The organism is Bacteroides hominis (genome assembly GCF_033042785.2).
Taxonomy (GTDB): Bacteria; Bacteroidota; Bacteroidia; order Bacteroidales; family Bacteroidaceae; genus Bacteroides; species Bacteroides hominis.
In genome coordinates, this window is the sequence record NZ_CP178829.1 from 2,486,922 (window position 1) to 2,506,353 (window position 19,432).

Annotated in this window: 21 protein-coding genes and 1 tRNA gene; 7 read left to right on the plus strand and 15 right to left on the minus strand. The window is 49.9% G+C overall.

Going from position 1 to position 19,432, the window contains the following annotated elements; all coding sequences use genetic code 11:
• The first annotated feature begins 1 nt into the window (after nt 1).
• The gene (locus R3O62_RS10340) at nt 2-502 is read left to right on the plus strand and encodes a PepSY-like domain-containing protein (protein WP_317472743.1); all 501 of its coding nucleotides are present in this window, start codon (nt 2-4) and stop codon (nt 500-502) included.
• 103 nt (nt 503-605) lie between these two features.
• Here the strand turns inward: R3O62_RS10340 and R3O62_RS10345 are convergent, their stop codons facing one another.
• The 3 genes from R3O62_RS10345 to R3O62_RS10355 are packed head-to-tail and all read right to left on the minus strand — an operon-like array spanning nt 606 to nt 5,444.
• Nucleotides 606-1,814 carry an L-serine ammonia-lyase gene (locus tag R3O62_RS10345; protein WP_005775976.1) on the minus strand — a complete coding sequence of 403 codons (1,209 nt, stop codon included), beginning with the start codon at nt 1,812-1,814 and terminating at the stop codon, nt 606-608.
• 56 nt (nt 1,815-1,870) lie between these two features.
• Nucleotides 1,871-2,932, minus strand: a complete 1,062-nt coding sequence (gene corA, locus R3O62_RS10350; RefSeq protein WP_186993132.1) for a magnesium/cobalt transporter CorA — start codon at nt 2,930-2,932, stop codon at nt 1,871-1,873.
• Nucleotides 2,933-2,945: 13 nt separating this feature from the next.
• The gene (locus tag R3O62_RS10355; protein ID WP_269110106.1) at nt 2,946-5,444 is read right to left on the minus strand and encodes an endonuclease MutS2; all 2,499 of its coding nucleotides are present in this window, start codon (nt 5,442-5,444) and stop codon (nt 2,946-2,948) included.
• A gap of 154 nt (nt 5,445-5,598) precedes the next feature.
• Here R3O62_RS10355 and R3O62_RS10360 point away from each other — a divergent pair.
• The 6 genes from R3O62_RS10360 to R3O62_RS10385 all read left to right on the plus strand — a co-directional run bounded on the left by R3O62_RS10360 (nt 5,599) and on the right by R3O62_RS10385 (nt 9,761).
• Nucleotides 5,599-5,683: transfer RNA gene (locus tag R3O62_RS10360), tRNA-Ser, on the plus strand.
• A gap of 273 nt (nt 5,684-5,956) precedes the next feature.
• Nucleotides 5,957-7,186, plus strand: a complete 1,230-nt coding sequence (locus tag R3O62_RS10365) for a site-specific integrase (protein ID WP_007845754.1) — start codon at nt 5,957-5,959, stop codon at nt 7,184-7,186.
• 84 nt (nt 7,187-7,270) lie between these two features.
• Entirely contained in the window at nt 7,271-7,801 is a 531-nt protein-coding gene (locus tag R3O62_RS10370) for an ORF6N domain-containing protein (protein WP_005924231.1), read from the plus strand.
• A gap of 634 nt (nt 7,802-8,435) precedes the next feature.
• Complete coding sequence (locus tag R3O62_RS10375) at nt 8,436-8,969, plus strand: antirestriction protein ArdA (protein WP_004329650.1); 534 nt, start codon at nt 8,436-8,438, stop codon at nt 8,967-8,969.
• A gap of 76 nt (nt 8,970-9,045) precedes the next feature.
• Nucleotides 9,046-9,267, plus strand: coding sequence for a DUF3873 domain-containing protein (locus R3O62_RS10380; protein WP_005924228.1), 222 nt, complete (start codon nt 9,046-9,048; stop codon nt 9,265-9,267).
• 11 nt (nt 9,268-9,278) lie between these two features.
• Complete coding sequence (locus tag R3O62_RS10385; RefSeq protein WP_070782463.1) at nt 9,279-9,761, plus strand: DUF7258 domain-containing protein; 483 nt, start codon at nt 9,279-9,281, stop codon at nt 9,759-9,761.
• Between the two features lie 203 nt (nt 9,762-9,964).
• Here R3O62_RS10385 and R3O62_RS10390 read toward each other — a convergent pair whose 3' ends face one another.
• Genes R3O62_RS10390 through R3O62_RS10445 form a run of 12 tightly spaced genes read right to left on the minus strand, consistent with a single transcriptional unit; the run spans nt 9,965 to nt 19,426 of the window.
• Entirely contained in the window at nt 9,965-10,285 is a 321-nt protein-coding gene (locus R3O62_RS10390) for a hypothetical protein (protein ID WP_004308767.1), read from the minus strand.
• A 12-nt stretch (nt 10,286-10,297) separates the two neighbouring features.
• Complete coding sequence (locus R3O62_RS10395) at nt 10,298-10,756, minus strand: DUF3872 domain-containing protein (RefSeq protein WP_004329653.1); 459 nt, start codon at nt 10,754-10,756, stop codon at nt 10,298-10,300.
• Between the two features lie 13 nt (nt 10,757-10,769).
• A complete protein-coding gene (locus tag R3O62_RS10400) occupies nt 10,770-11,351 on the minus strand; it encodes a conjugal transfer protein TraO (protein ID WP_007845747.1) in 582 nt (193 codons plus the stop codon).
• Between the two features lie 3 nt (nt 11,352-11,354).
• Complete coding sequence (gene traN / locus R3O62_RS10405) at nt 11,355-12,290, minus strand: conjugative transposon protein TraN (protein WP_053398660.1); 936 nt, start codon at nt 12,288-12,290, stop codon at nt 11,355-11,357.
• Nucleotides 12,291-12,323: 33 nt separating this feature from the next.
• A complete protein-coding gene (traM, locus tag R3O62_RS10410; RefSeq protein WP_117887853.1) occupies nt 12,324-13,655 on the minus strand; it encodes a conjugative transposon protein TraM in 1,332 nt (443 codons plus the stop codon).
• The gene (locus tag R3O62_RS10415; protein WP_007845742.1) at nt 13,633-13,929 is read right to left on the minus strand and encodes a TraL conjugative transposon family protein; all 297 of its coding nucleotides are present in this window, start codon (nt 13,927-13,929) and stop codon (nt 13,633-13,635) included. The genes traM and R3O62_RS10415 overlap by 23 nt, the downstream gene beginning before the upstream one ends.
• Nucleotides 13,930-13,933: 4 nt before the next feature.
• The gene (gene traK / locus R3O62_RS10420; RefSeq protein ID WP_004308760.1) at nt 13,934-14,557 is read right to left on the minus strand and encodes a conjugative transposon protein TraK; all 624 of its coding nucleotides are present in this window, start codon (nt 14,555-14,557) and stop codon (nt 13,934-13,936) included.
• A gap of 20 nt (nt 14,558-14,577) precedes the next feature.
• Complete coding sequence (gene traJ, locus R3O62_RS10425) at nt 14,578-15,573, minus strand: conjugative transposon protein TraJ (RefSeq protein ID WP_007845741.1); 996 nt, start codon at nt 15,571-15,573, stop codon at nt 14,578-14,580.
• 19 nt (nt 15,574-15,592) lie between these two features.
• Nucleotides 15,593-16,219: a DUF4141 domain-containing protein gene (locus R3O62_RS10430; protein ID WP_008648479.1), complete on the minus strand. Its 627-nt coding sequence runs from the start codon at nt 16,217-16,219 to the stop codon at nt 15,593-15,595.
• A complete protein-coding gene (locus tag R3O62_RS10435) occupies nt 16,219-16,569 on the minus strand; it encodes a DUF3876 domain-containing protein (RefSeq protein WP_004326111.1) in 351 nt (116 codons plus the stop codon). Before R3O62_RS10435 ends, R3O62_RS10430 begins: the two co-directional genes overlap by 1 nt.
• An 11-nt stretch (nt 16,570-16,580) precedes the next feature.
• Nucleotides 16,581-19,094 carry a TraG family conjugative transposon ATPase gene (locus R3O62_RS10440; protein ID WP_175353865.1) on the minus strand — a complete coding sequence of 838 codons (2,514 nt, stop codon included), beginning with the start codon at nt 19,092-19,094 and terminating at the stop codon, nt 16,581-16,583.
• Nucleotides 19,091-19,426 carry a DUF4133 domain-containing protein gene (locus R3O62_RS10445; RefSeq protein WP_007845738.1) on the minus strand — a complete coding sequence of 112 codons (336 nt, stop codon included), beginning with the start codon at nt 19,424-19,426 and terminating at the stop codon, nt 19,091-19,093. The genes R3O62_RS10440 and R3O62_RS10445 overlap by 4 nt, the downstream gene beginning before the upstream one ends.
• Between the last annotated feature and the right edge of the window lie 6 nt (nt 19,427-19,432).

Here is a 19,432-nt window from a genome sequence, read left to right on the forward strand (position 1 = left end):
TATGAAATCGTTGAAATTTAGTTTGTTGGCAGCTATGCTGCTGTCGGTAGTGTTTGCTTTCAGTTCGTGTGGTGATGATGACGATACAGGATATCTTCCGCCGAGCCAGGCCATTCAGGATGCACTGAAGAAGCTTTATCCCAATGCTACTGCCATTAAGTGGGAGCAGAAGGGTGTTTATTACGTAGCCGATTGTCAGGCTGACGGCAGAGAAAAGGAAGTATGGTTTGATGCCAACGCCACCTGGCTGATGACGGAAACCGAGTTGAACAGCATCAATAATCTGCCCCCGGCAGTGCTGACGGCTTTTATGGAGTCGAGTTACAGCAATTGGGTGGTGGATGATGTAGCGATACTGGAATACCCGAATGAACCTTATACGGAATTTGTGGTAACCGTGGAACAGGGTAAGAAGATTGATTTATACTTTTCGGAAGGTGGCGGTTTGCTCCACGAAAAAGATGTGACCAACGGTGACGATACTCACTGGCCCAGAACTTAAAGGTTAAATCTGCCGACCGAGGCACGTGAATAGTAAAAACAAGAGGATGTGCAATCTGTGGTGAGTCATGCACACCCTCTTGCGCTTTATGGAGAATGGCCTTTTACATCGGCTTGTAATCCTTTGCCAGTCCGCCTTCGCTTGTTTCTTTATAAAGTGAAGGGAGGTCGTGCCCGGTTTGTTTCATTACCTGTATTACCTTGTCGAAAGAGACGCGATGTATTCCGTCGGTGAATGACGAGTATAGATTGGCGTCCAGTGCACGTGCGGCTGCGTATGCGTTCCGTTCGATACAGGGGATTTGTACTAATCCGCATACTGGGTCGCAGGTCATGCCCAAGTGATGTTCCAGACCCATTTCGGCGGCATATTCAATTTGCGCAGGACTGCCTCCGAACAATTGGTTGGCTGCGGCCGAAGCCATTGCGCATGCCACGCCTACTTCTCCCTGGCAACCTACTTCCGCTCCGGATATGGAAGCGTTCTGCTTAACGATGTTGCCAATTAGTCCGGCCGTTGCCAGTGCGCGAAGAATGCGCATCTCACTGAAATCACGGCTCTTGGCAAGATGATAGAGAACGGCAGGCATTACTCCGCATGAGCCGCAGGTTGGTGCCGTTACGATTTTACCTCCCGAGGCATTTTCTTCACTTACGGCAAGTGCATAGGCAAAAACCAGTCCGCGGGATTGCAGGGAAGCTTTGTATCCGGTGGCCCGAATATAATATGTGGAGGCTTTGCGTCTCAGGTTCAACGGGCCGGGCAGTACTCCCTCTTGTTCAAGACCACGCTGGACGGACTCTTTCATCGTATTCCATACTTCTCTCAGGTAGTCCCATATATCGGGATCTTCGCATTCTTTCACGTATTCCCAGTAACTCTTTCCGGTGTGTTCGCACCAATCCAGAATTTCGGTCATGCTGTTCATGCCATATACTTCCGGGCTTTCAATGGAAGCTTGTTTGTTGTCTTCGGCCAATGCACCTCCGCCAACGCTGTAAACGGTCCAGTTTTCAAGTTCGTTGCCATCAGCGTCGAGCGCAATGAAGTTCATTCCGTTGGGGTGGAAAGGTAGAAATATTTTAGGTTGCCATATAAGATCTACCGGTGCTGTCGGTTCCAATGTGTCGATGATGGCTACATCCGTCATGTGCCCTTTTCCTGTCGCTGCCAGGCTTCCGTAGAGGGTTACTTTGAACGATGCTGCTTCAGGATGTCGGGTGAGGAACATTTCTGCTGCCTTGCGAGGCCCCATGGTGTGGCTGCTCGAAGGCCCGGTTCCAATGCGATAGAGTTCTTTTATTGATTTCATATTAGCTAATTAGGTTGTTGCGCAAAGGTAATTGTTTTTTCAAGATTTTTGGTAACTTAATACCATTTCTTCTTACGGAAAAACCAGTATACGGCTGCGCCTACCAATATCATCAATATCCAGGCGTATACATATCCATACCGCCAGTCCAATTCGGGCATAATCTTGAAGTTCATTCCCCATACACCGACAAGAAAAGTCAACGGGATGAAGATGGTAGAAACAATGGTGAGCCGCTTCATGATGTCGTTCATCCGCAGATCATTGTTCGATATATAAAGGTCTACCAAAGACGATAACGTTTCCCGGCATATTTCGATTGTTTGCAATACGAATTGCAGATGGTCGTTGACATCATTGAAGAAGGCACGGTTCACTTTGTGCATCAGGGAGTTTTCCGCCCTCAACAGTTTGACGTATTGTTCTTTTAACGGAAGAATGGCTTTTTTCATCAGCATATATTGCCGGCGGAGTGCCTGTATCTGGATGCCGATGTCGTTTCCGTCACTGATGGTGAGTAGTTCTTCTTCCAGGTCTTCCAGCGAGTCGTCGATGGTGGATACGGTGGAAATGTAGTTTCCCATCACGCTGTTCAGCAAAACACTGAGCAGGTAGTCACTTTGCCGGCTCCGGATTTTCAGTACGTCATTGTGCAGGGCGGAGGTAACGTCATCGAAGAAGTCGGTTTCATTTTCCAGAAAGGTAAGCAGAAAGTTGCTCCCTTGTATGATACACACCTGTTGCTGTTCCAATTCATCCATCTCATCTTCGGGGCTTGTTTCTTCTCTGTTGTTGAAGCGGAATATTTTCATGATCAGTACCGTATACTTGTCATGCTCTTCTATCTTTGTGGGATGTTCGGCATTCAGAATATCCTGAAGGGTAAGAAAGTCTATTTCGAAGTGGCTGCATATTTCGCGGATGAGCTCGGTATTCTGAAGCCCGTGTATCTGCAGCCAGTTGATTTCTTCGTGGTTGAGCGCATTGGCTACAGCCTGGAAATCGGTGCCCGATACTTCTTGCATTTCGAGGGCATTGTAGGTACACAAATGCAGGTGAGTGGGAGTCTGGCTCTCACCGGTATAAACTAATCTTTCACTTAACAGGTTATTCTTCATATTCTTTGTTCTTTTATGCCAAATCGACTACCGTGATACCTGCTCCCCCAAATTGGACATGCTCGTCGGCGAAGTGACGGATACCCGGTACGGTTTGCAGATATTGGCGGATTAGGGTACGCAAAATTCCCGTTCCGGTTCCATGCAGAATACGTACCCGGCTCATACCGACCAGGATGGCGTCATCCACAAAATAGGTAACAGCCTGTAAGGCTTCGTCCCCCCGCATTCCCCGCACATCGATATCTTGCTTGAAGTTCAGCTTCTTCTCGTACATGCTGTCCTGGGTCTGGTTGCTGACAAAAGTACTTTTAGCAGGCTCCTGTTTCTGAGGAGTTGCATTGCTTCGTTCCAACCGTTCCAGCTTTACGGTTGTTTTGATACTGCCGAAAGCTACGACTGCATTCTTTCCGTTGATCTCAAGCACTTCTCCGACAGAACTCTGCCCTTTGATGTGTACCGGACACCCTTCGGTGATGGGAGCTACTTGGGGAGTTTGCTGTGCAGCTTGTTGTTCTTTCGGAACATTCTGCTTTTTTTCTTTCTTCCGGTTTTGCTTTTCTTTCAGCTTTTCCATCTTTCGGGCTATCTTGTCCTCCTGTTCTTTGGAAGTCAGGCTGTCCATCGACTCGCGGAACTCTGCCAGTTCCTGACGGACGAGGCGTGTCTTTTCTTTTTCAGCCTGTGCCTCTTTAATGGTACGTATGGTGTTCTCGATACGTGCGTTCGATTCTTGCAATAACCGTTCGGCTTCTTCTTTGGCCTGGCGGATGATTTCCTTTCTCGACTTTTGCAACTCTTCCATTTCCGATTGATAACGGGCGATGGTTTCTTCCATCTGTCTTTCACGTTGACGGATGGTCTGGCGTTTGCCTTCCCAATAACGCTTGTCCCGCACAATGTCCTGCAAGTATTTGTCAGCATTGATGTACTCGCTTCCCACTATTTCGGAAGCATCGGCAATGACATCTTCCGGTAAACCGATTTTCCGGGCTATCTCTACTGCGAAAGAACTTCCGGGATTACCGATTTGAAGTTGGAACAGTGCCTGCATCAAGTGGCGGTCGTAGAGCATAGCTCCGTTTACCACACCTTCATGGTCTTCTGCAAAGTGCTTCAGATTTTGGTAGTGTGTAGTAATAACGCCGAAAGTATGCTTTATGTTGAATCGTTTCAGAACAGCTTCTGCAATGGCCCCGCCAATCTGGGGTTCTGTACCGCCTCCGAATTCATCGATCAGAATCAGGCTGCGTTCATTGCAACTCTTCATCATGATCTTCATGTTCGTCAGGTGGGAAGAGTAAGTGCTCAAGTCGTCTTCAATGGATTGTTCGTCGCCTATATCGATGAAGATGCTGCCGAACAGACCAGCGTGGCTGCGTTCGTGCATGGGTACCAGCATACCGCATTGTAACATGTATTGCAGCAGTCCGACGGTTTTCAGGCAGACTGATTTACCTCCGGCATTAGGGCCGGATATAATGAGGATGCGCTGTTTGGTACTCAGTTCTATATCCAGGGGAACTACCTTTTTTCCGTGCTTGGCAAGGGATAATTGCAGCAGTGGATGAACAGCCATGGTCCAATCCAGTAATTGTTCGTTTTCCAGACTGGGCTTGATGCTGCTGGTTTGAATGGCAAAGTAACTTTTGGCGCGAATGAAATCGATTTCGGCCAGAAATTCGTACGATTGGAGTATCTCCGGAATGGAAGGACGCAATGTATTGGAAAATGTGGTCAGGATACGGATGATCTCGCGACGCTCGTCTCCCTCCAGTTCGCGGATGCGGTTGTTGGCTTCTACCACTTCTGCCGGTTCGATGAATACAGTTTTACCACTGGCTGATTCATCATGGACGATACCTTTGATTTTGCGTTTCAGCCCCGGGGCAACCGGAATTACCAATCGACCGTCGCGCATGGTCGGAGTAACGTCTTTATCCACATATCCGTCCGATTGAGCGTTACGCAGGATGCTGTTCAGCGAGCGTGAAATACTCCCCATCGTATTAGCCAATTCCCGGCGGATGCGTGACAGTTCGGTTGAGGCGTTGTCCTTGATTTTACCGTATTTGTCCAGAATGCCGTCTATCTTGGTGATAAGTTGCGGGAATACGGCAATATCTCCTGCGAGTCTTTTCAGGCTGGGGTAAGGGTGGTCGGATTCTTCTTCCTCGTTCCGTTGCAGAAAACGTACGATGTCGCGGATTGTCTCTAATGAACGCCGCAAGTCGAACAGTTCCTGTTCGTCCATGTACATGCCTTCTACCCGTACCCGTTTTAATGATGGACGGATATCGAAGAAAAACTGATCCGGGAAGTTATCTTCTTCTTGTATGATGCGGACAAACTCTGTGACTTGGTTCAGCAGTTCTTCAACAGTTTCAAATTGATCGGAGAAGTTCATTTCCGATACTCTCTCTTCTCCCAACGTACTGAGACATTTGTCCTTTAATAATTGTCTGATCTGGTCGAATCCTATTTTTTGCTCAAAATTCTGGGGATATATCATGTACTGTCTTATTTATCTGTATAACGCTTTAAGTTGAAATGTGCCGCAAAAATACGATTATTTCGCGAAAAAAATGCCGAAACGTTTGCAGATTTGAAAATGATTCGTACCTTTGCAGCGCTTTAAGAGAAAAGCACTATTGAAAAGTAGTTTTGGAGAGGTGGCAGAGTGGTCGATTGCGGCGGTCTTGAAAACCGTTGTACTGCGAGGTACCCGGGGTTCGAATCCCCGTCTCTCCGCTGAACGTGCTGGACAGAAATGGTCAGCAAACGGACAAAAAGCTACAAATCAATGATTTGTGGCTTTTTTTATTGCCCGAAAGTCCTGCTTCCAAGACTTCAAAAGTACGGTAAAAGACAAAGTTTCGTTACTAAATCGTTACCTATTCCCTGCCGGACAAAAACGGTAACGATTTGTCCATAAATGACCTGATAATGACTATATTAGTCCATAGTCTGCATAACTCGAAAACGAGAGGTAAAAACTAATTTTGCAACTAAAAATTTTGAGTTATGAAATCGACATTCAAGGTTCTTTTTTATTTGAAGAAAGGTTCTGAAAAGAAAAACGGCGAGGTTATGATTATGGCACGCATCACCATAGACGGCAAACTTTGCCAGTTCAGTACGAAACAGAGCATCCAGCCCGACAACTGGAGCATTGCTGCGGGCAAAGCCAAAGGCAGGGATGCCGGGAGGATAAACGCCCTTTTGGACGACATACGTTCTTCCCTGAATACCATTTACCACGAAATGCAGCGGCGTGACAACTACGTGACCGCCGAGAAAGTGAAAAACGAGTTCTTGGGACACAGTGAGAGCCACGAAACAATCCTTTCATTGTTCCAAAAGCACAATGACGATGTGAAGCAGCTTGTGGGCATATCCAAGACGATAGCGACCTACCGCAAGTATGAAGTGACCCGCCGCCACCTCGCTGAATTTATCCAAAGCAAGTACAATGTATCGGACATATCCATAAAGGAGATAAGCCCGATGTTCATTACCGATTTTGAGTTGTATTTGCGTACCGCCTGTAAGTGCGGCTACAACACCACCGCCAAGTTCATGCAGTTCTTCAAGCGTATCATCATCATTGCCCGTAACAACGGCATACTGGTGGGCGACCCGTTCGCCAGCTATAAAATCCGGCTGGAAAAAGTGGACAGGGGTTATCTGACAGAGGACGAGATAAAACTCATCCTTAAAAAGAAAATGGTTTCCGAGCGGCTGGAACACGTCAGGGACTTGTTCGTCTTTTCCTGTTTCTGCGGTTTGGCTTACAGCGATGTCGCCAACTTGCGGCAGGAGAATATCCAAAAGTCCTTTGACGGCAACCTTTGGATAATCACCAAGCGGCAAAAGACGAATACGGACGTGAATGTTCCCCTGCTGGATATTCCCAAGATGATTTTGAAGAAGTACAAGGGCAAGTTGCCGGACGGGAAGATACTTCCCGTAATCAGCAATCAGAAGCTAAACGCCTACCTGAAAGAGATTGCCGATATATGCGGTATTAAAAAGAACCTGACATTCCACCTTGCCCGGCACACGTTCGCCACGACCACCACGCTGTCAAAGGGCGTACCCATTGAAACGGTGTCCAAGATGCTGGGACACACAAACATAGAAACGACACAAATCTACGCCCGCATCACCAACAGCAAGATAGGCAGCGATATGCAGGGGCTTGACAAGAAGTTTGTCGGCATCGAGAAAATTTACAAGGAAGTCGCCATGTAATCTTGATTATTGGGAACTGGTCACAAATTGTGACCAGTCCTTGCTATTATTCCAACATTGCTAAATCTCCTAAAATATACGATTATGGATTTGCAGATTATCCAAAACAAGATTTTTGAGGTCAGAGGTTGCCGGGTGATGCTCGATTATCATTTGGCAGAACTCTACCAAGTGGAAACACGAGCCTTGAAGCAGGCGGTCAAGCGCAATATCGAGCGTTTTCCGGGTGATTTTATGTTTGTACTCACCCAAGAGGAAGCTAACTTGCTGTTATCCATAGGGGTATCACAAAATGTGATACCCCCTGATTACAACTTCGGCGTTGCTATGCCTATGGCTTTCACCGAGCAGGGCGTAGCCATGCTTTCTTCGGTTCTCCGCTCCAAGGTAGCCATAGAAGTAAACATTTCAATCATGCGGGCTTTCGTCCTCATGCGCCAAATGGCAATCGGTTACGAGGAACTGTCAAGGCGCATCGAGGAACTGGAGGTAAGCACCGATGCGCAGTTCAACGAACTGTACCAAGCCCTTACCCAGCTTTTGAGCCAGTCGAAACAACAGAAAGAACGCCGTCCGGTAGGTTTCGTTACCTATAACCGTGACAAAAACGAATAGGTAACGATTTCGGTAACGAAATTCCGCCTAACAAACTATATCCCAATGAAGTACATTCTTCCACCTTGCGGGCAGTCCACCGACTACCCGCATTTTTTATATCCTTTTCCAACTGGCACATTCCCCGAAACGCCAGCCGTGCGTGGCATGGCTGACTGTATTCCGTGAAAAGAGCCGTTGGAAACCCGCACAAGCGTATTGCAAGCAAGCTCACAACACCCTTGCCTTTCCCGCCCGCATGGAGTGTTCCCTAAAAGATGAAAGAGAACAGGCACTTTTCCCCTGTTTCCCTATCTGTAAATCTTCCTCTTACGCAGTCCCCCAGCCGGGACAGTCGTTTTAATCATTTCAATAGGCAAAGGTAGTTACGTGTTCTTCACGATTTTGCAAGGTCGAGCCGTTTCGGTTTGGCGAAAAAATCTTCCCTGCCTTGCGAGGTATTTTTTGCCCAAAACCTTGCAAACTCTAAACACTACCCTTTTACGCCTATGTGAAACGAAAACGACCGACCCGACCGGAAGACGCATAAAAAAAAAGTCGGATTTACGGGAAACAGGAAAAAAGTTCAGTGAAACTTCAACTCCCTCACCTCTCAAATCCGCATAAAATTAAAAACTTAAAAAATTGCAGCAATATGGAAGCAAAGGTATTATCGGAAGCAAAAGTTTATGTAGGCACTTATGCCAAGTACAACAACGGTTCATTGTCCGGCGCATGGCTCGACCTTTCGGACTATTCGGACAAGGAAGAATTTTATGAAGCCTGCCGGGAACTTCACAAGGACGAGGAAGATGCGGAATACATGTTTCAGGACTGGGAGAACGTGCCGGAGGGCTTAATCGACGAAAGCTGGATTTCTGAAAACTTCTTCGCCCTGCGTGATGCGGTGGAGGATTTGAGCGACACCGAGCAGGAAGCCTTTTTCGTGTGGTGCAACTATAAAAGCCATGATTTGGGCGAGGAAGATGCGGACGACCTTGTACGTGATTTCCGGGATGAATATCAAGGGGAATATGACGATGAAGAAGATTTCGCCTATGAAATTGTAGAGGAATGTTACGACCTGCCGGAGTTCGCAAAGACCTATTTCGATTACAAACAGTTTGCCCGTGACCTGTTCATGTGCGATTACTGGTTTGATGACGGCTTTGTGTTCCGTGCGGCATAACAACCAATCCGGGCGGGGTGTCAAAGCCCTGCCCGCTTAAAACAACCAAGTTTATAACCATAAAAAATAAGACATCATGCAGTCACTTAACAAAAACGGGGTAAGCATCACCCAAACACCGGGAGAAGAAAAGTTCGTGAAATGCCGTTTAGGGGCTTTCAGGGGACAAATTTATTATCAATATGACTACCGCCACACGGACGGCGAACTTTTCAGCACGGTAGCCAAAACGCTGGACGAGTGCCGCCGCAGGCGTGACGAATGGGTAGCGAAGAAGAACGGAGTAATAAACAAGTAAATTTCAGGGACATGAAAACGACAGAAGTAAACAAGGAGCTTATCGGCAGGCGTTGCGAGTGTATTTTTACGGGCTTAATGGTAACGGGCGTTATCGAGGACACAGAAGAAAACGAACACACCATAGAGGTAAAAGTCCGTTTCGACCACCCGCACCAGTGGGGCGATGATTTGTATAATGATGTGTGGGCGTGGGGGCGCAAAATTGACGAGTTCGGCACGCTGCACCATTTGCAACTGTTGGAGGACAAACCGGACTTTCAGATAATGACGGTAGTTTTCGGCGAGCCAATCAGCCGGATAGACCGCAGTGTTTTTGAAGATGTAGACACGTGGGGCGTCTGTTCCCTGCAAGGCTGGGTAAACAGCTATGAAAGTGTCCGGTTTGTAGCCATAGACGACCATACGGCAACCATCACGGGCGAATATAACATGGAGCAGGTAAAGGTGTGGTTAGAGAAATACACGTCCATAAAGAGCCTTAAAACCAGTTGATAGAGGACGGCGGCTGCTTGCCGCCGTTACTTTCTTCCGTGAGCCTGCCAGCGGGTGAAGAAAGTAACAAAGAAGCCTTTCGTTTTCCCTATCATGGAAACAGCCCGCCGATGCTTCCCGGCGGGCTGTCTGCCCGATATTTACGCTTTGCGTATCATTCCATACCCGGTTTCCCAAGAGGATGATAAAAACGGATGTCGCAACTATAAATCCTCATAGTGAATAAATTTTACACCAAGTATGCACACGGTTTCTTCTTCCTCGATGTCATATTTCCATGTCCGTTTATTGACAAGCATTTCCGTTTCGCAATCGAACCATACCATTACGGGCGCATCATCTTCTTCGTCCGCCCATTTGAAAACCTGATTGGACGGCGTTTTCCATAATTCAGCACTGTCACGTTCGGAAATACAGTCCTTGTCCACAATGATGATGTCACCTACTGCCGGAACTGTATCTGTTTCCAACGTGGTTTCTATGTACCACGAGATGCCTTCTATATCCAATTCTATTTTTACCATGTCGTTTTGTTATTAGGGGGTTATTGTTTCCGTTCCTTCTTCGCTGTTGTCATTATTGAATGATAGTGTAAGTTGCTGCATCTGCCCGAAGCTATCGATGATATAAATGTCAATCGTCTGCTGGTCGGTCGATGCCGAGGTGTAGTAGAGCCTGAACGTTTCTTTCTCCAGCGGGTAAAGGTCGTTGGGCAGGAACACCGTGCCGTTATCCATTTCCAGCTTTCCTTTGCCGTCCGGCTGGAAATACCGTATCTGATAGGTAGTCGGCTGGTAATAGCCGCCACGCACCAGTCGGCAGCGTATTTCGGCGGTTTCCCCGACTTTCAGCCTTTTGGGTACTGGCAGTGTTTCGATGCTGAACGGGTACGCCTGCTGAATATCCAAGTTGTCATTACAGGCGGTGACAAGCACGAGGGCGGCCACGATGTAGCAGCCCATGATGATTTTATACATTACATTCTTCATATACATTATTATATAGCGGTCAGTTGATAATGAATTTCAGTCCCAAAGATACCTGCGTGTGGAACTTGCCTATGTCCGAGCCGAACAACGCCCGTTCCCTTGCGTTCAACAGCAGAGCCACCCGGTCGGTCAGGTAGGTTTCCAGTTCCAGCGTCAGCGCACCGCCGTAAATGAAGCAGTCCTTATCCAGCAAGGTAGAGCCGTCCGGCAGCAGCTTTTCGCTTCGGTTGCTTGTTTCGTACCCGGCGAGAGCCGACAAGCCCAATGAAAGGAAAAAGGTCTTTCGTCTGTCCGATAGGAATTTCAGGTAATAGCCGCCCTCTGCGGTGAACTGTTCTACGGGTATCTGCATATCCTTGTAGTCATACTTCTTGTGCAGGTATTCGCCGCCAATCACCCAGCGGTTGGCGTTCTTGGTGTAAACGCTGTACGCCGCCCCGATGTGGTAGGCGAAATCACTGCCAGCGTTCCAATGCACCCCGTCCGTCATGCCCGCCGTGACCTGCAAGCCTTTCATGCCCGGCAGGTATCTTTGTGCGTGTGCCTGAAACGAGGTCAGGCACAGCGCAAAGAGCATCATTATAAAGATGTGTCTTTTCATTCCCTATTTGATTTTTAGTTCGTCAATCACTTCTGCGTTCACGATGTCGGCGTTTTCCACCCGTATGGTCTGATGCCGCCCGCCGTTCTTCTCGTAGAGTTCCACGACCAGCAGCTTGTCGTCAGGAATGGTAAACTTCGGCAGGGCGTACACCGTGCGCACGGTCGATTTCCCGGCAATCTCTATCACCTCGTTGTAGCTGCGTACCGCATCCAGTACCGTTTCCTGAATAGCCGTGCGTTTGGGCACTTTCTTATCGGTTATCTTAAACCTGATGAAGTCCGTGTCGAAAGGCACGTTGGAACTGTTCTTTGTCTGCGTGTGCACGTAGAGCATCCCGTTATAGGTGTAAATCCCCTTGATTAAGAACTGTATGCCGAAACGCTTGCTACCCAAGTGGCGCACTTTCCGGTCATTGTTCTTGTAGATGCTCTGCATTATCAGCTTCACTAATAGCGGGCTTTCATTCCCCAGTTCCCGGAAATGGATGTTCATCCGGGTATGCGAGAAGTCGGACGTATCTTCATTCTCCAAGAAGTCCTTCATTTCGATGTTGAGCATTTCCGGTTCACGGGCGTACTTGGCGTTGAACGAAAAGAAACTGCCGTCCTCGCAGATAACGGAGAAGTTCGTTTCTCCCGGAAAGCCCTCTGTCGTGGCTTTCACCCTGATTACGTTCTCCGCACCGTCCGCCTTGCCCGCTATGATGTGGTTGCTTCCCAAATCGACATAGCGGACGGCGGCGGGGAAGATGATATGCACCGTCTTGGCAAAGGTCACTTCCACGCCGTAGGGCGTAACCATTTGGCGGTACGGGAGTTTCCGGGTAATCCCCCGGTACAAGTCGTTGCCAGCCGCATACTTCACGGTGTCAGCGGTTTGTGCGTTTGCCGCACACACGCCCAGCAAGAGGGCGAACAATCCAAAAATCTGTTTCATTGCTAATTGAAATTTTAACGGTTGATAAAATGGTTATTGTTGTTTGGCATACAGCATGACTTTATAGCCTGCTTTCAGCTTCACTTTCACGGTTCGGAACTTCTTGGCGAGGTAGCCGGACGTTCCTTGCAGCAATCCCCTTGTCACGTCCATAGCCACCTGCTGCCCGGCACTTTGGGCAAAGGAAATGCTTGTACCCAGCCCGCTTCCGATATTCGCCATAGCTTCGTTGAACGCTTCCTGCTCCATAGAGGACGGGACGGAAAGCCCCTTTTGCCCGTCCGTGTCGAACACGGCGAGTTCCACCGGGATGATGTTGCCAGCGTACTCAATCGAGGACACCAGTATGTCGAGCCGTTCGCCCTGCACCTTTGCCGTCCCCGCCACAAGGGTATTCTTCGGCACAACGATATTTCCCGCCTGCATGGGTTCGAGCAGCCGCAGTTTCACCGCCTGCCCGTCCACCAGCGTTTGGTCTTGGTGTATGCAGGCGGCTACCGTGTTCTTTCCCATAGCGTACCCCGTGCCTACCGCCGTGTTGAAGCCGTAGTTTCGTGGCTGGCTGTAAGCCCGGATGAAGTCGGCATCGCTCATGGGCTGCTGCAATCCCGAAACGGTCGTTTCCCGGATAGCCTGCACCGGAATAGCCGGAGTGCCGATACCGCCGCCGTTCTGCCCGGCTGTCGGTATTTGGGCAATCTGCCCCCTTTGTCCGTCCTGCCCGTTCATGTACTTTGCCGCCAGCTCGTAGGACTTTTCCAAGAGTGCCATTTGGTCGTCAGCCGTAGGCGTGGCGTTCTGCTGCTGTTTCAGTCGGTCGGTCAGTTCCGCCACCTGCCGTTTCAATTCCTCTTTTTCCTCGTCCACAGGGGGCGTTTCGTAGAACGTGCTTAACTGGCGGTTGATGTCCCGGTAAGCCGCCCGTGAAGAAGCACCGCCGCCCCTTTGTGGCTTCGGATCTTCTTCCGGCAGCAGGTTGATTTCCTCTTGTGGTTCTTCCGTATCATCATCCAGCGTGAAACCGAAGTCCTGCAAGGATTGTATCTTGTCCTGCTGTTTGCGGTTTGTCACCGCCTGCTCGTAAGCCTTTTGCTTGTCGGCTATAATCCCGTCCTCTGCGGGCAGGGGTATGTCGGCATTGAAGCCGCCCACGCTTTCCACATTCACGTCCTCTTTGCCGGAGGGTGCGAATATCAGGTACATGCACCCTGCAAAGGCAAGGAACATCAGCGGGAAGACTATCATTTTCCTGCGCTGCTGCACCTGCTGCGGGGTAAGTTCCCGTTTGGGCTTATTTTCCTTTTTCGGCTTCCCGTCCGCCTGCGGTGCGGTCGTGCCGTTCTCATTCTTCTGTACTTCTTCCATATTGCGGTCTGTTTAACGGGTTGATACTTTGGGTTGTGTCATTGCCGTGCAACGGCAGTTGTCTGATGTGTTCTATTTGCAGCCTTTGCCCGTCCCGTTTCCCGATATTGTAGATTGATGAAACGGTGATGTAGATAGACAAGCCGCCGAAAAAGAAGAACATCAGGAGGATAACCGCCAGCCTTTTGCCCGGCGTAATCCGTCCGCACATTCGGCGCAGGCGGTCGTCCGCCCAGTCCCGCACCTTTTCGATGTGGTTTCGTTTTCTCTCCATAAGGCTATCTTTTAATGGTCTGCAAATCCTTGTTCTCGGTAATGGTGAACGCTTCGATGATGAAGCCGTGCGGGTTGTTGTCGCTTCGTGTGGCGTTAAGCAACCGGCACGAGGTCACAAGGCTTCGCACTGTCAGGCTGCTTTCCCGGACAATCAACTGGCGGGCATACGTGTTCACCTTGTAGGGGTACTGGTCGAAGTCGCACTTCACGCTGTCAATCTCCACCGTCTGCGTAACGTTTCCGGAAATCACCCGGTTGTAGTAGCCCTTTTCCGCCAAGTCCTTGTAATAGTTGAAAGCGGTCTTGTCGGCGAGAAACAACGAGCGTTTGATGTTGCTTTCGATAGCCCCCTTTTCGGGTGATAAGGTGAAGAAAAGTTCGTGGAAACGCCGCACGTGCGACTTCGCTTCCACGGGTCTGTTCTGCGCCATGTCCTGCGAGAGTGCCAGCATCAGGCTTTTGCCGTTGTCGAGGACGTATATCTTCTGCCGCTGCTTTTCGGCGAAGCTGTACGAGTTCCACACGGCAAAGCCCGTCACCAGTGCGCACAGGCAGATGAATACCAGCGCAAAGAGCCTGATTTGCCGGAAACTCGTTTCGATGTTCGTTAATGACTTAAATTCCATATACTAAATATTGATGTTGGTTATTTGAGTAGTTTCCCGGTTACTTTCCCGCTTGCCGCACCGACCGCAGCCCCGGCGATTGAACCAGCCCGTGCCACGTTGCGGTTATAGGCAGACGTACCGCCAGCCGACACTATCCAGCTTGCCACCGTTGGAATGGTGAAGTAGCCCACGATGCCGATAATCATAAAGATTATATACACGGTGCTGCTCCCGTCCGGGATGAAATCCGGGTCTGAAAGCTGCTCGATGTCTTTTTGGAGCATCAGGGTTTGTATGCGTGCCAGCACGCTGCTGAACAAGTCCGACACGGGCAGCCACAGGTAAATGGAGATATAGCGTGAAATCCACCGGGTCAGCGTGCTTTGGAAACCGTCATAGACGGAAATCGCAAACGCCAGCGGACCCAGTATGCTTAACACGATTAGGAAGAACGTGCGCAGCGTGTCTATAATCAGCCCCGCCGCCTGAAAGAGCATTTCCAATAACTCCCTGAACCAGTCCCGGACGGACTTCTTTATATTATAAGCCGTCCTGTCCATGTACATGCCCGTCATAGTCACCATGTCGGAGGGCGACCAGCCCAGTTCTTCCAGTTGTCGGTCAAATTCCTCGTCCGATGCGAGGTAAGCCGTTTCGGGGCTTCGCATCAGGGCTTCATATTCCAGTCGGTCTTTCTGCGCCCGGTACTCGTTCATGTCGAAAGTCTGCGTTTCCATAAGCTGGTTGCACCCTTTTACCACTGGCGACAATACCGTGTTGATAGTGCCCAGCACGAACGTGGGAAAGAACATGATGCACAGCCCCAGCGCAAAGGGACGCAGGAGCGGGTACACGTCTATGGGTTCGGCACGTGCGAGCGACTGCCACACTTTGGCGGCTACATAGAACAAAGCTCCCAGCCCGGCTATCCCTTTGGCTACCCCCGTCATGTTGCTGCACAAGGGCATCATTTCATCGTACAGCACCCGCAACACTTGGTGCAGGTTGTCAAAATCCACCGCTGCTAATAACATAGGCATACCGATTTATATGTTACCAGTAGCGTTCATCCGCCGAGCCGTAGAGAGCCAGCACCCGGTCGGTGTCGTTCTTCTTCTTCGCCCGCAGGTAGGACACGGATATGTTCTTTCGGGTGTAGTAGTTCACGAGGTTGCGGTAGTTGAGCAGGCTTTTATAGGCGTTGTTGATTACCGCCAGCCTTTCGGCATCCGTCAGCGACATGCCCGTCACGTTCACTACATTCTTCAAGTCCTGCAACACGTCCGCACTTTCGGAGAGCAGCTTGGCGTACCCGGCTGAAATGGCGGTGAGTTCATCCGGCGTGTAGTTCGGGTCTGCCAGCATGTTCTGATAGTTTCGCACGTAGATTTCGGATATTTCCGCCACCAGCTCAATGGACTTCTTCACCTTGATGCCGCCCTTGACAACATCGTGTACCGCTTTGAGCGCATCGTAATATTTTTTACCCTGCTGGAAAATCTTCTGCGCTTCCATGAAGCCGTCCAGCGTGTTCTTGGCAGTGGTGGAAGTCTGCACTATCTGCTTGGTGGTGTTGATGATGCCCTGCGCCAAGTTGCCGGGGTCTGACACCACCCACTGTGCGGATGCCTTGCCGATGAAGCAAAGGCATACCGCCATAAGGAGAATTGTTCTTTTCATTATCTTTTGTTTTCAGGGTTTGTAACTCGTTTGTATTCGCCGCCGGGCATGAGCGTTATCCGGTCGGTCTTTTTGTCATAGGTGAACTGTATGCGGAAGCCCGTTTCGATGAACAGGCAGCCGTTCCGTTCTGTTACCGGGTAAGCCGTTTCCAGTATTCTGCCCCTGACATTCGCTTTCCGGGTGACGGTGTATCTGCCGCCCGTTTCCGAGAGTGTGAAAGCCGGGTGTCCCCTGACGTGTACCCAATAGCCCTGCATCCTTTCCAGCTCCTTGCTTCCGCTGTCCTCGCAGCCCGCCAGCAGGCAGGCGGACAATAGCGTGTATATCAGATTGTCAATCCATTTCATGTTCCTAATTTTTAAGTTGTTGATGATTGGGGATTTCTTTTGCTTTCTGCAAGCCGCTTGATAGCCAGTTCAAGGTTGCCTCCCAGCTTGTCGGCGAGGGCGAACAGTTCCATTTTCTCGCTTTCCTCGGTCGTGTACGTGTAATATTCTTCCAATGAAACTTCCGTGGCATATACCGCCGATTGTGTGCCGCCCAGCGAGAAGAACACTTCCTTGTACTTCCGTCCGGGGTGGTTCGCCATGTTGATAGACAATATCTGCGAACGCTCCTTGTCGGTCAGTCCCAAGAGGTTCTGTATGCTGTCAAACTTGTTGAGATATTTTCGCTGGTCTAACAAAATCTTGCAGTCCGAGTTATTGATGATACTCTCTTTCACGATAGGGGAAGAAATAATATCCTCAATCTCTTGCGTGACTACAATCGCTTCCCCGAAATATTTTCGGACTGTTTTGTAGAGGTAGCGGATATAGTCCGCCATGTTCGCCGATGCAATCGCTTTCCACGCTTCTTCAATTAGTATTAACTTCCTTATCCCCTTTAACTTGCGCATTTTGTTTATAAAGGCTTCCATGATGATGATAGTCGTTACCGGGAATAAAATCTTGTGGTCTTTGATATTATCCAATTCAAAGACAATGAAGCGTTTATGCAGCAAATCCAGCTCCTTGTCGGAGTTCAGCAGGTAGTCGTACTCACCGCCACGATAGTACGGTTCAAGCACGTTCAGGAAATTGTCAATGTCAAAATCCTTTTCCCTGACGTTCTTCTGTTCAAGCTGTCGGCGGTAATCATCCCGGACAAACTCGTAGAACGTGTTGAAGCAGGGCGTTACCGAACGGTCTTTGCCTATCAGTTCGATATAGGCACTCACGGCGTTTGACAACGCCACTTCTTCCGACCGTTTGGGGGCTTCATCATCCCGCTTCCACAGGGTGAGTATCAGGGTCTTGATGCTCTCTTTTTTCTCGATGTCAAATACCCCGTCCTCGACATAGAACGGGTTGAACGCTATCGGGTTCTCGTTGGTGTAGGTGAAATAAATCCCGTCCTCGCCGTGCGTGCGGTTGTGGATAAGCTGGGACAGCCCCAAGTAACTGTTACCCGTATCGACCAGCAGCACGTGCGCACCCTGCTCGTAATACTGGCGCACCATGTGGTTGGTAAAGAAGGACTTACCCGACCCGCTCGGCCCAAGTATGAACTTGTTTCTGTTGGTCGTGATGCCTTTCTTCATGGGCAAATCCGATATGTCGATGTGCAGCGGGCGACCGCTTACCCTGTCCACCATTTTGATGCCGAACGGCGAAAGCGAACTCTTGTAGTTCGTTTCTTCCACGAACAGGCAGAGAGCCTGCCCCAAGAACGTGTAGAAACTTTCCTCTGCGGGGAAGTCGGCTTCGTTGCCGGGTATGCCCGCCCAAAAGAGCGTGGGCGTGTCGGTGGTGTTGTGGCGTGGCTTGCACTCCATTAGTGCAAGCTGGCTTCCCACATCGTTGCGTATGCGTTTGAGTTCTTCCCGGTCATTGCTCCATGCCATGACGTTGCAGTGGCAGCGCACCGAGATAAGCCCCTTGCTATGCGCTTCGTTCAGGTACTCGTCTATCCACTCCTTGTTCACTTGGTTGGCACGGGAGTAGCGGGAGAGCGATTGCATATTCCGGGCGGTCTGCTCGAAGTTCTTCAGGTTTTCGGCGTGGTCGTCTATGAAGATGAACTGGTTATAGACGTGGTTACACGACAACAGTACGCCCACCGGGGCGGCAAAACTTAACCTGCAATCGCTTCTGTCTGTGGACAGCTTCTCAAATCGGCAGTCCGTCCCGACCTTTCCGGGCAAATCTTCCACGTCCGAAAGCGTGTGCAGGCACAGTATATCGTCCCCGACCCGCATTTCTTCCGGGTACAGCCCGATGTCTTTCAGGCAAGTAGTGTCGGTTTGCGAGAGCGAGAAGTATTTCTCGATGATGCCCGCCTTTCCGTCCTGCCCGGTGATTTCCGATGCCGCCAGCCGGGTAAGGGTGACAAACCCGCTGTCGTTCATAATCCTTTCAAACTGCCCGACCGCTTCGATGAACTTTGCCGCCGCTTCCTTGTCGGCTATCTCCTGCGGTACAATCCTGCCCCGGCAGAGGGTGGAGAAGTCGCTCTGTCGGCGGCTTCTCTCCCTTGTCGTTTTCGTCAGGAACAGGTAGCAGTAATGGTTCAGGAACGGGCGTTCATTGAAGTGCCGTTCAAAGGAGCGGCTTAAAAAACTAAGCTCGTCCCTTTCGGTGTCGGGCTGGTAGTTCTCCTTGATGAAGAAGTCCTGCTTGTGTACTATGGAGTAGTCGGGCAGCACCTTGACCGCCTTGTACCACGCCGAATGTATGGTTTCGTACTCGGCACTGGTGACGGTGAACAGTTCGGGCAGTTCCACCCTGAAAGCCACCGTTATGTCCGCATCCTTTGAAATGATGCAGCCGTTCTCCACCGCCAAAAGGGGAAATTTCCTTTCCAGCGTGGTAGCCTTTAACATATTCCTCATGTTCTTTCTTCCTTTCTTCTTTTGTAGTTGAACAGCCGGGGTATCGCCTTTCGGCTGATAATGAAGCGTGGGTGTCTTTTGCGTGCGGCAGCTTTCATCAGCCCGTGCGTGCCGTACTTGGCGTTGAGCCGGAACGTCTGCCACACGAGCAGCAGCGAAGCCGACACGATGAAACCGATACATAGCCACTGGTTCACGCCTGCCATGAACAGGACGATGAACACCACGAAGACAGCGAGCAAGCCGCCGCAAAAGATAAAGAGGTACTGGCTTTTCAGCCCCTTGAACTCCACCGGCTTCCCGATACCCCTGTTTACCGGATATTCAGACATTGCCGC

Bases quoted from the DNA above. Each gene is read 5' to 3' on its own strand.
- traN (WP_053398660.1), bottom strand. From the start codon at position 12,290: ATGAAACAGATTTTTGGATTGTTCGCCCTCTTGCTGGGCGTGTGTGCG.
- traJ (WP_007845741.1), bottom strand. From the start codon at position 15,573: ATGTTATTAGCAGCGGTGGATTTTGACAACCTGCACCAAGTGTTGCGG.
- traK (WP_004308760.1), bottom strand. From the start codon at position 14,557: ATGGAATTTAAGTCATTAACGAACATCGAAACGAGTTTCCGGCAAATC.
- R3O62_RS10355 (WP_269110106.1), bottom strand. From the start codon at position 5,444: ATGATATATCCCCAGAATTTTGAGCAAAAAATAGGATTCGACCAGATC.
- R3O62_RS10375 (WP_004329650.1), top strand. From the start codon at position 8,436: ATGGAAGCAAAGGTATTATCGGAAGCAAAAGTTTATGTAGGCACTTAT.
- R3O62_RS10370 (WP_005924231.1), top strand. From the start codon at position 7,271: ATGGATTTGCAGATTATCCAAAACAAGATTTTTGAGGTCAGAGGTTGC.
- R3O62_RS10415 (WP_007845742.1), bottom strand. From the start codon at position 13,929: ATGGAGAGAAAACGAAACCACATCGAAAAGGTGCGGGACTGGGCGGAC.
- R3O62_RS10380 (WP_005924228.1), top strand. From the start codon at position 9,046: ATGCAGTCACTTAACAAAAACGGGGTAAGCATCACCCAAACACCGGGA.
- R3O62_RS10430 (WP_008648479.1), bottom strand. From the start codon at position 16,219: ATGAAAAGAACAATTCTCCTTATGGCGGTATGCCTTTGCTTCATCGGC.
- R3O62_RS10340 (WP_317472743.1), top strand. From the start codon at position 2: ATGAAATCGTTGAAATTTAGTTTGTTGGCAGCTATGCTGCTGTCGGTA.
- corA (WP_186993132.1), bottom strand. From the start codon at position 2,932: ATGAAGAATAACCTGTTAAGTGAAAGATTAGTTTATACCGGTGAGAGC.
- R3O62_RS10365 (WP_007845754.1), top strand. From the start codon at position 5,957: ATGAAATCGACATTCAAGGTTCTTTTTTATTTGAAGAAAGGTTCTGAA.
- R3O62_RS10345 (WP_005775976.1), bottom strand. From the start codon at position 1,814: ATGAAATCAATAAAAGAACTCTATCGCATTGGAACCGGGCCTTCGAGC.
- R3O62_RS10445 (WP_007845738.1), bottom strand. From the start codon at position 19,426: ATGTCTGAATATCCGGTAAACAGGGGTATCGGGAAGCCGGTGGAGTTC.
- R3O62_RS10400 (WP_007845747.1), bottom strand. From the start codon at position 11,351: ATGAAAAGACACATCTTTATAATGATGCTCTTTGCGCTGTGCCTGACC.
- R3O62_RS10435 (WP_004326111.1), bottom strand. From the start codon at position 16,569: ATGAAATGGATTGACAATCTGATATACACGCTATTGTCCGCCTGCCTG.
- R3O62_RS10440 (WP_175353865.1), bottom strand. From the start codon at position 19,094: ATGAGGAATATGTTAAAGGCTACCACGCTGGAAAGGAAATTTCCCCTT.
- traM (WP_117887853.1), bottom strand. From the start codon at position 13,655: ATGGAAGAAGTACAGAAGAATGAGAACGGCACGACCGCACCGCAGGCG.
- R3O62_RS10385 (WP_070782463.1), top strand. From the start codon at position 9,279: ATGAAAACGACAGAAGTAAACAAGGAGCTTATCGGCAGGCGTTGCGAG.
- R3O62_RS10395 (WP_004329653.1), bottom strand. From the start codon at position 10,756: ATGTATATGAAGAATGTAATGTATAAAATCATCATGGGCTGCTACATC.
- R3O62_RS10390 (WP_004308767.1), bottom strand. From the start codon at position 10,285: ATGGTAAAAATAGAATTGGATATAGAAGGCATCTCGTGGTACATAGAA.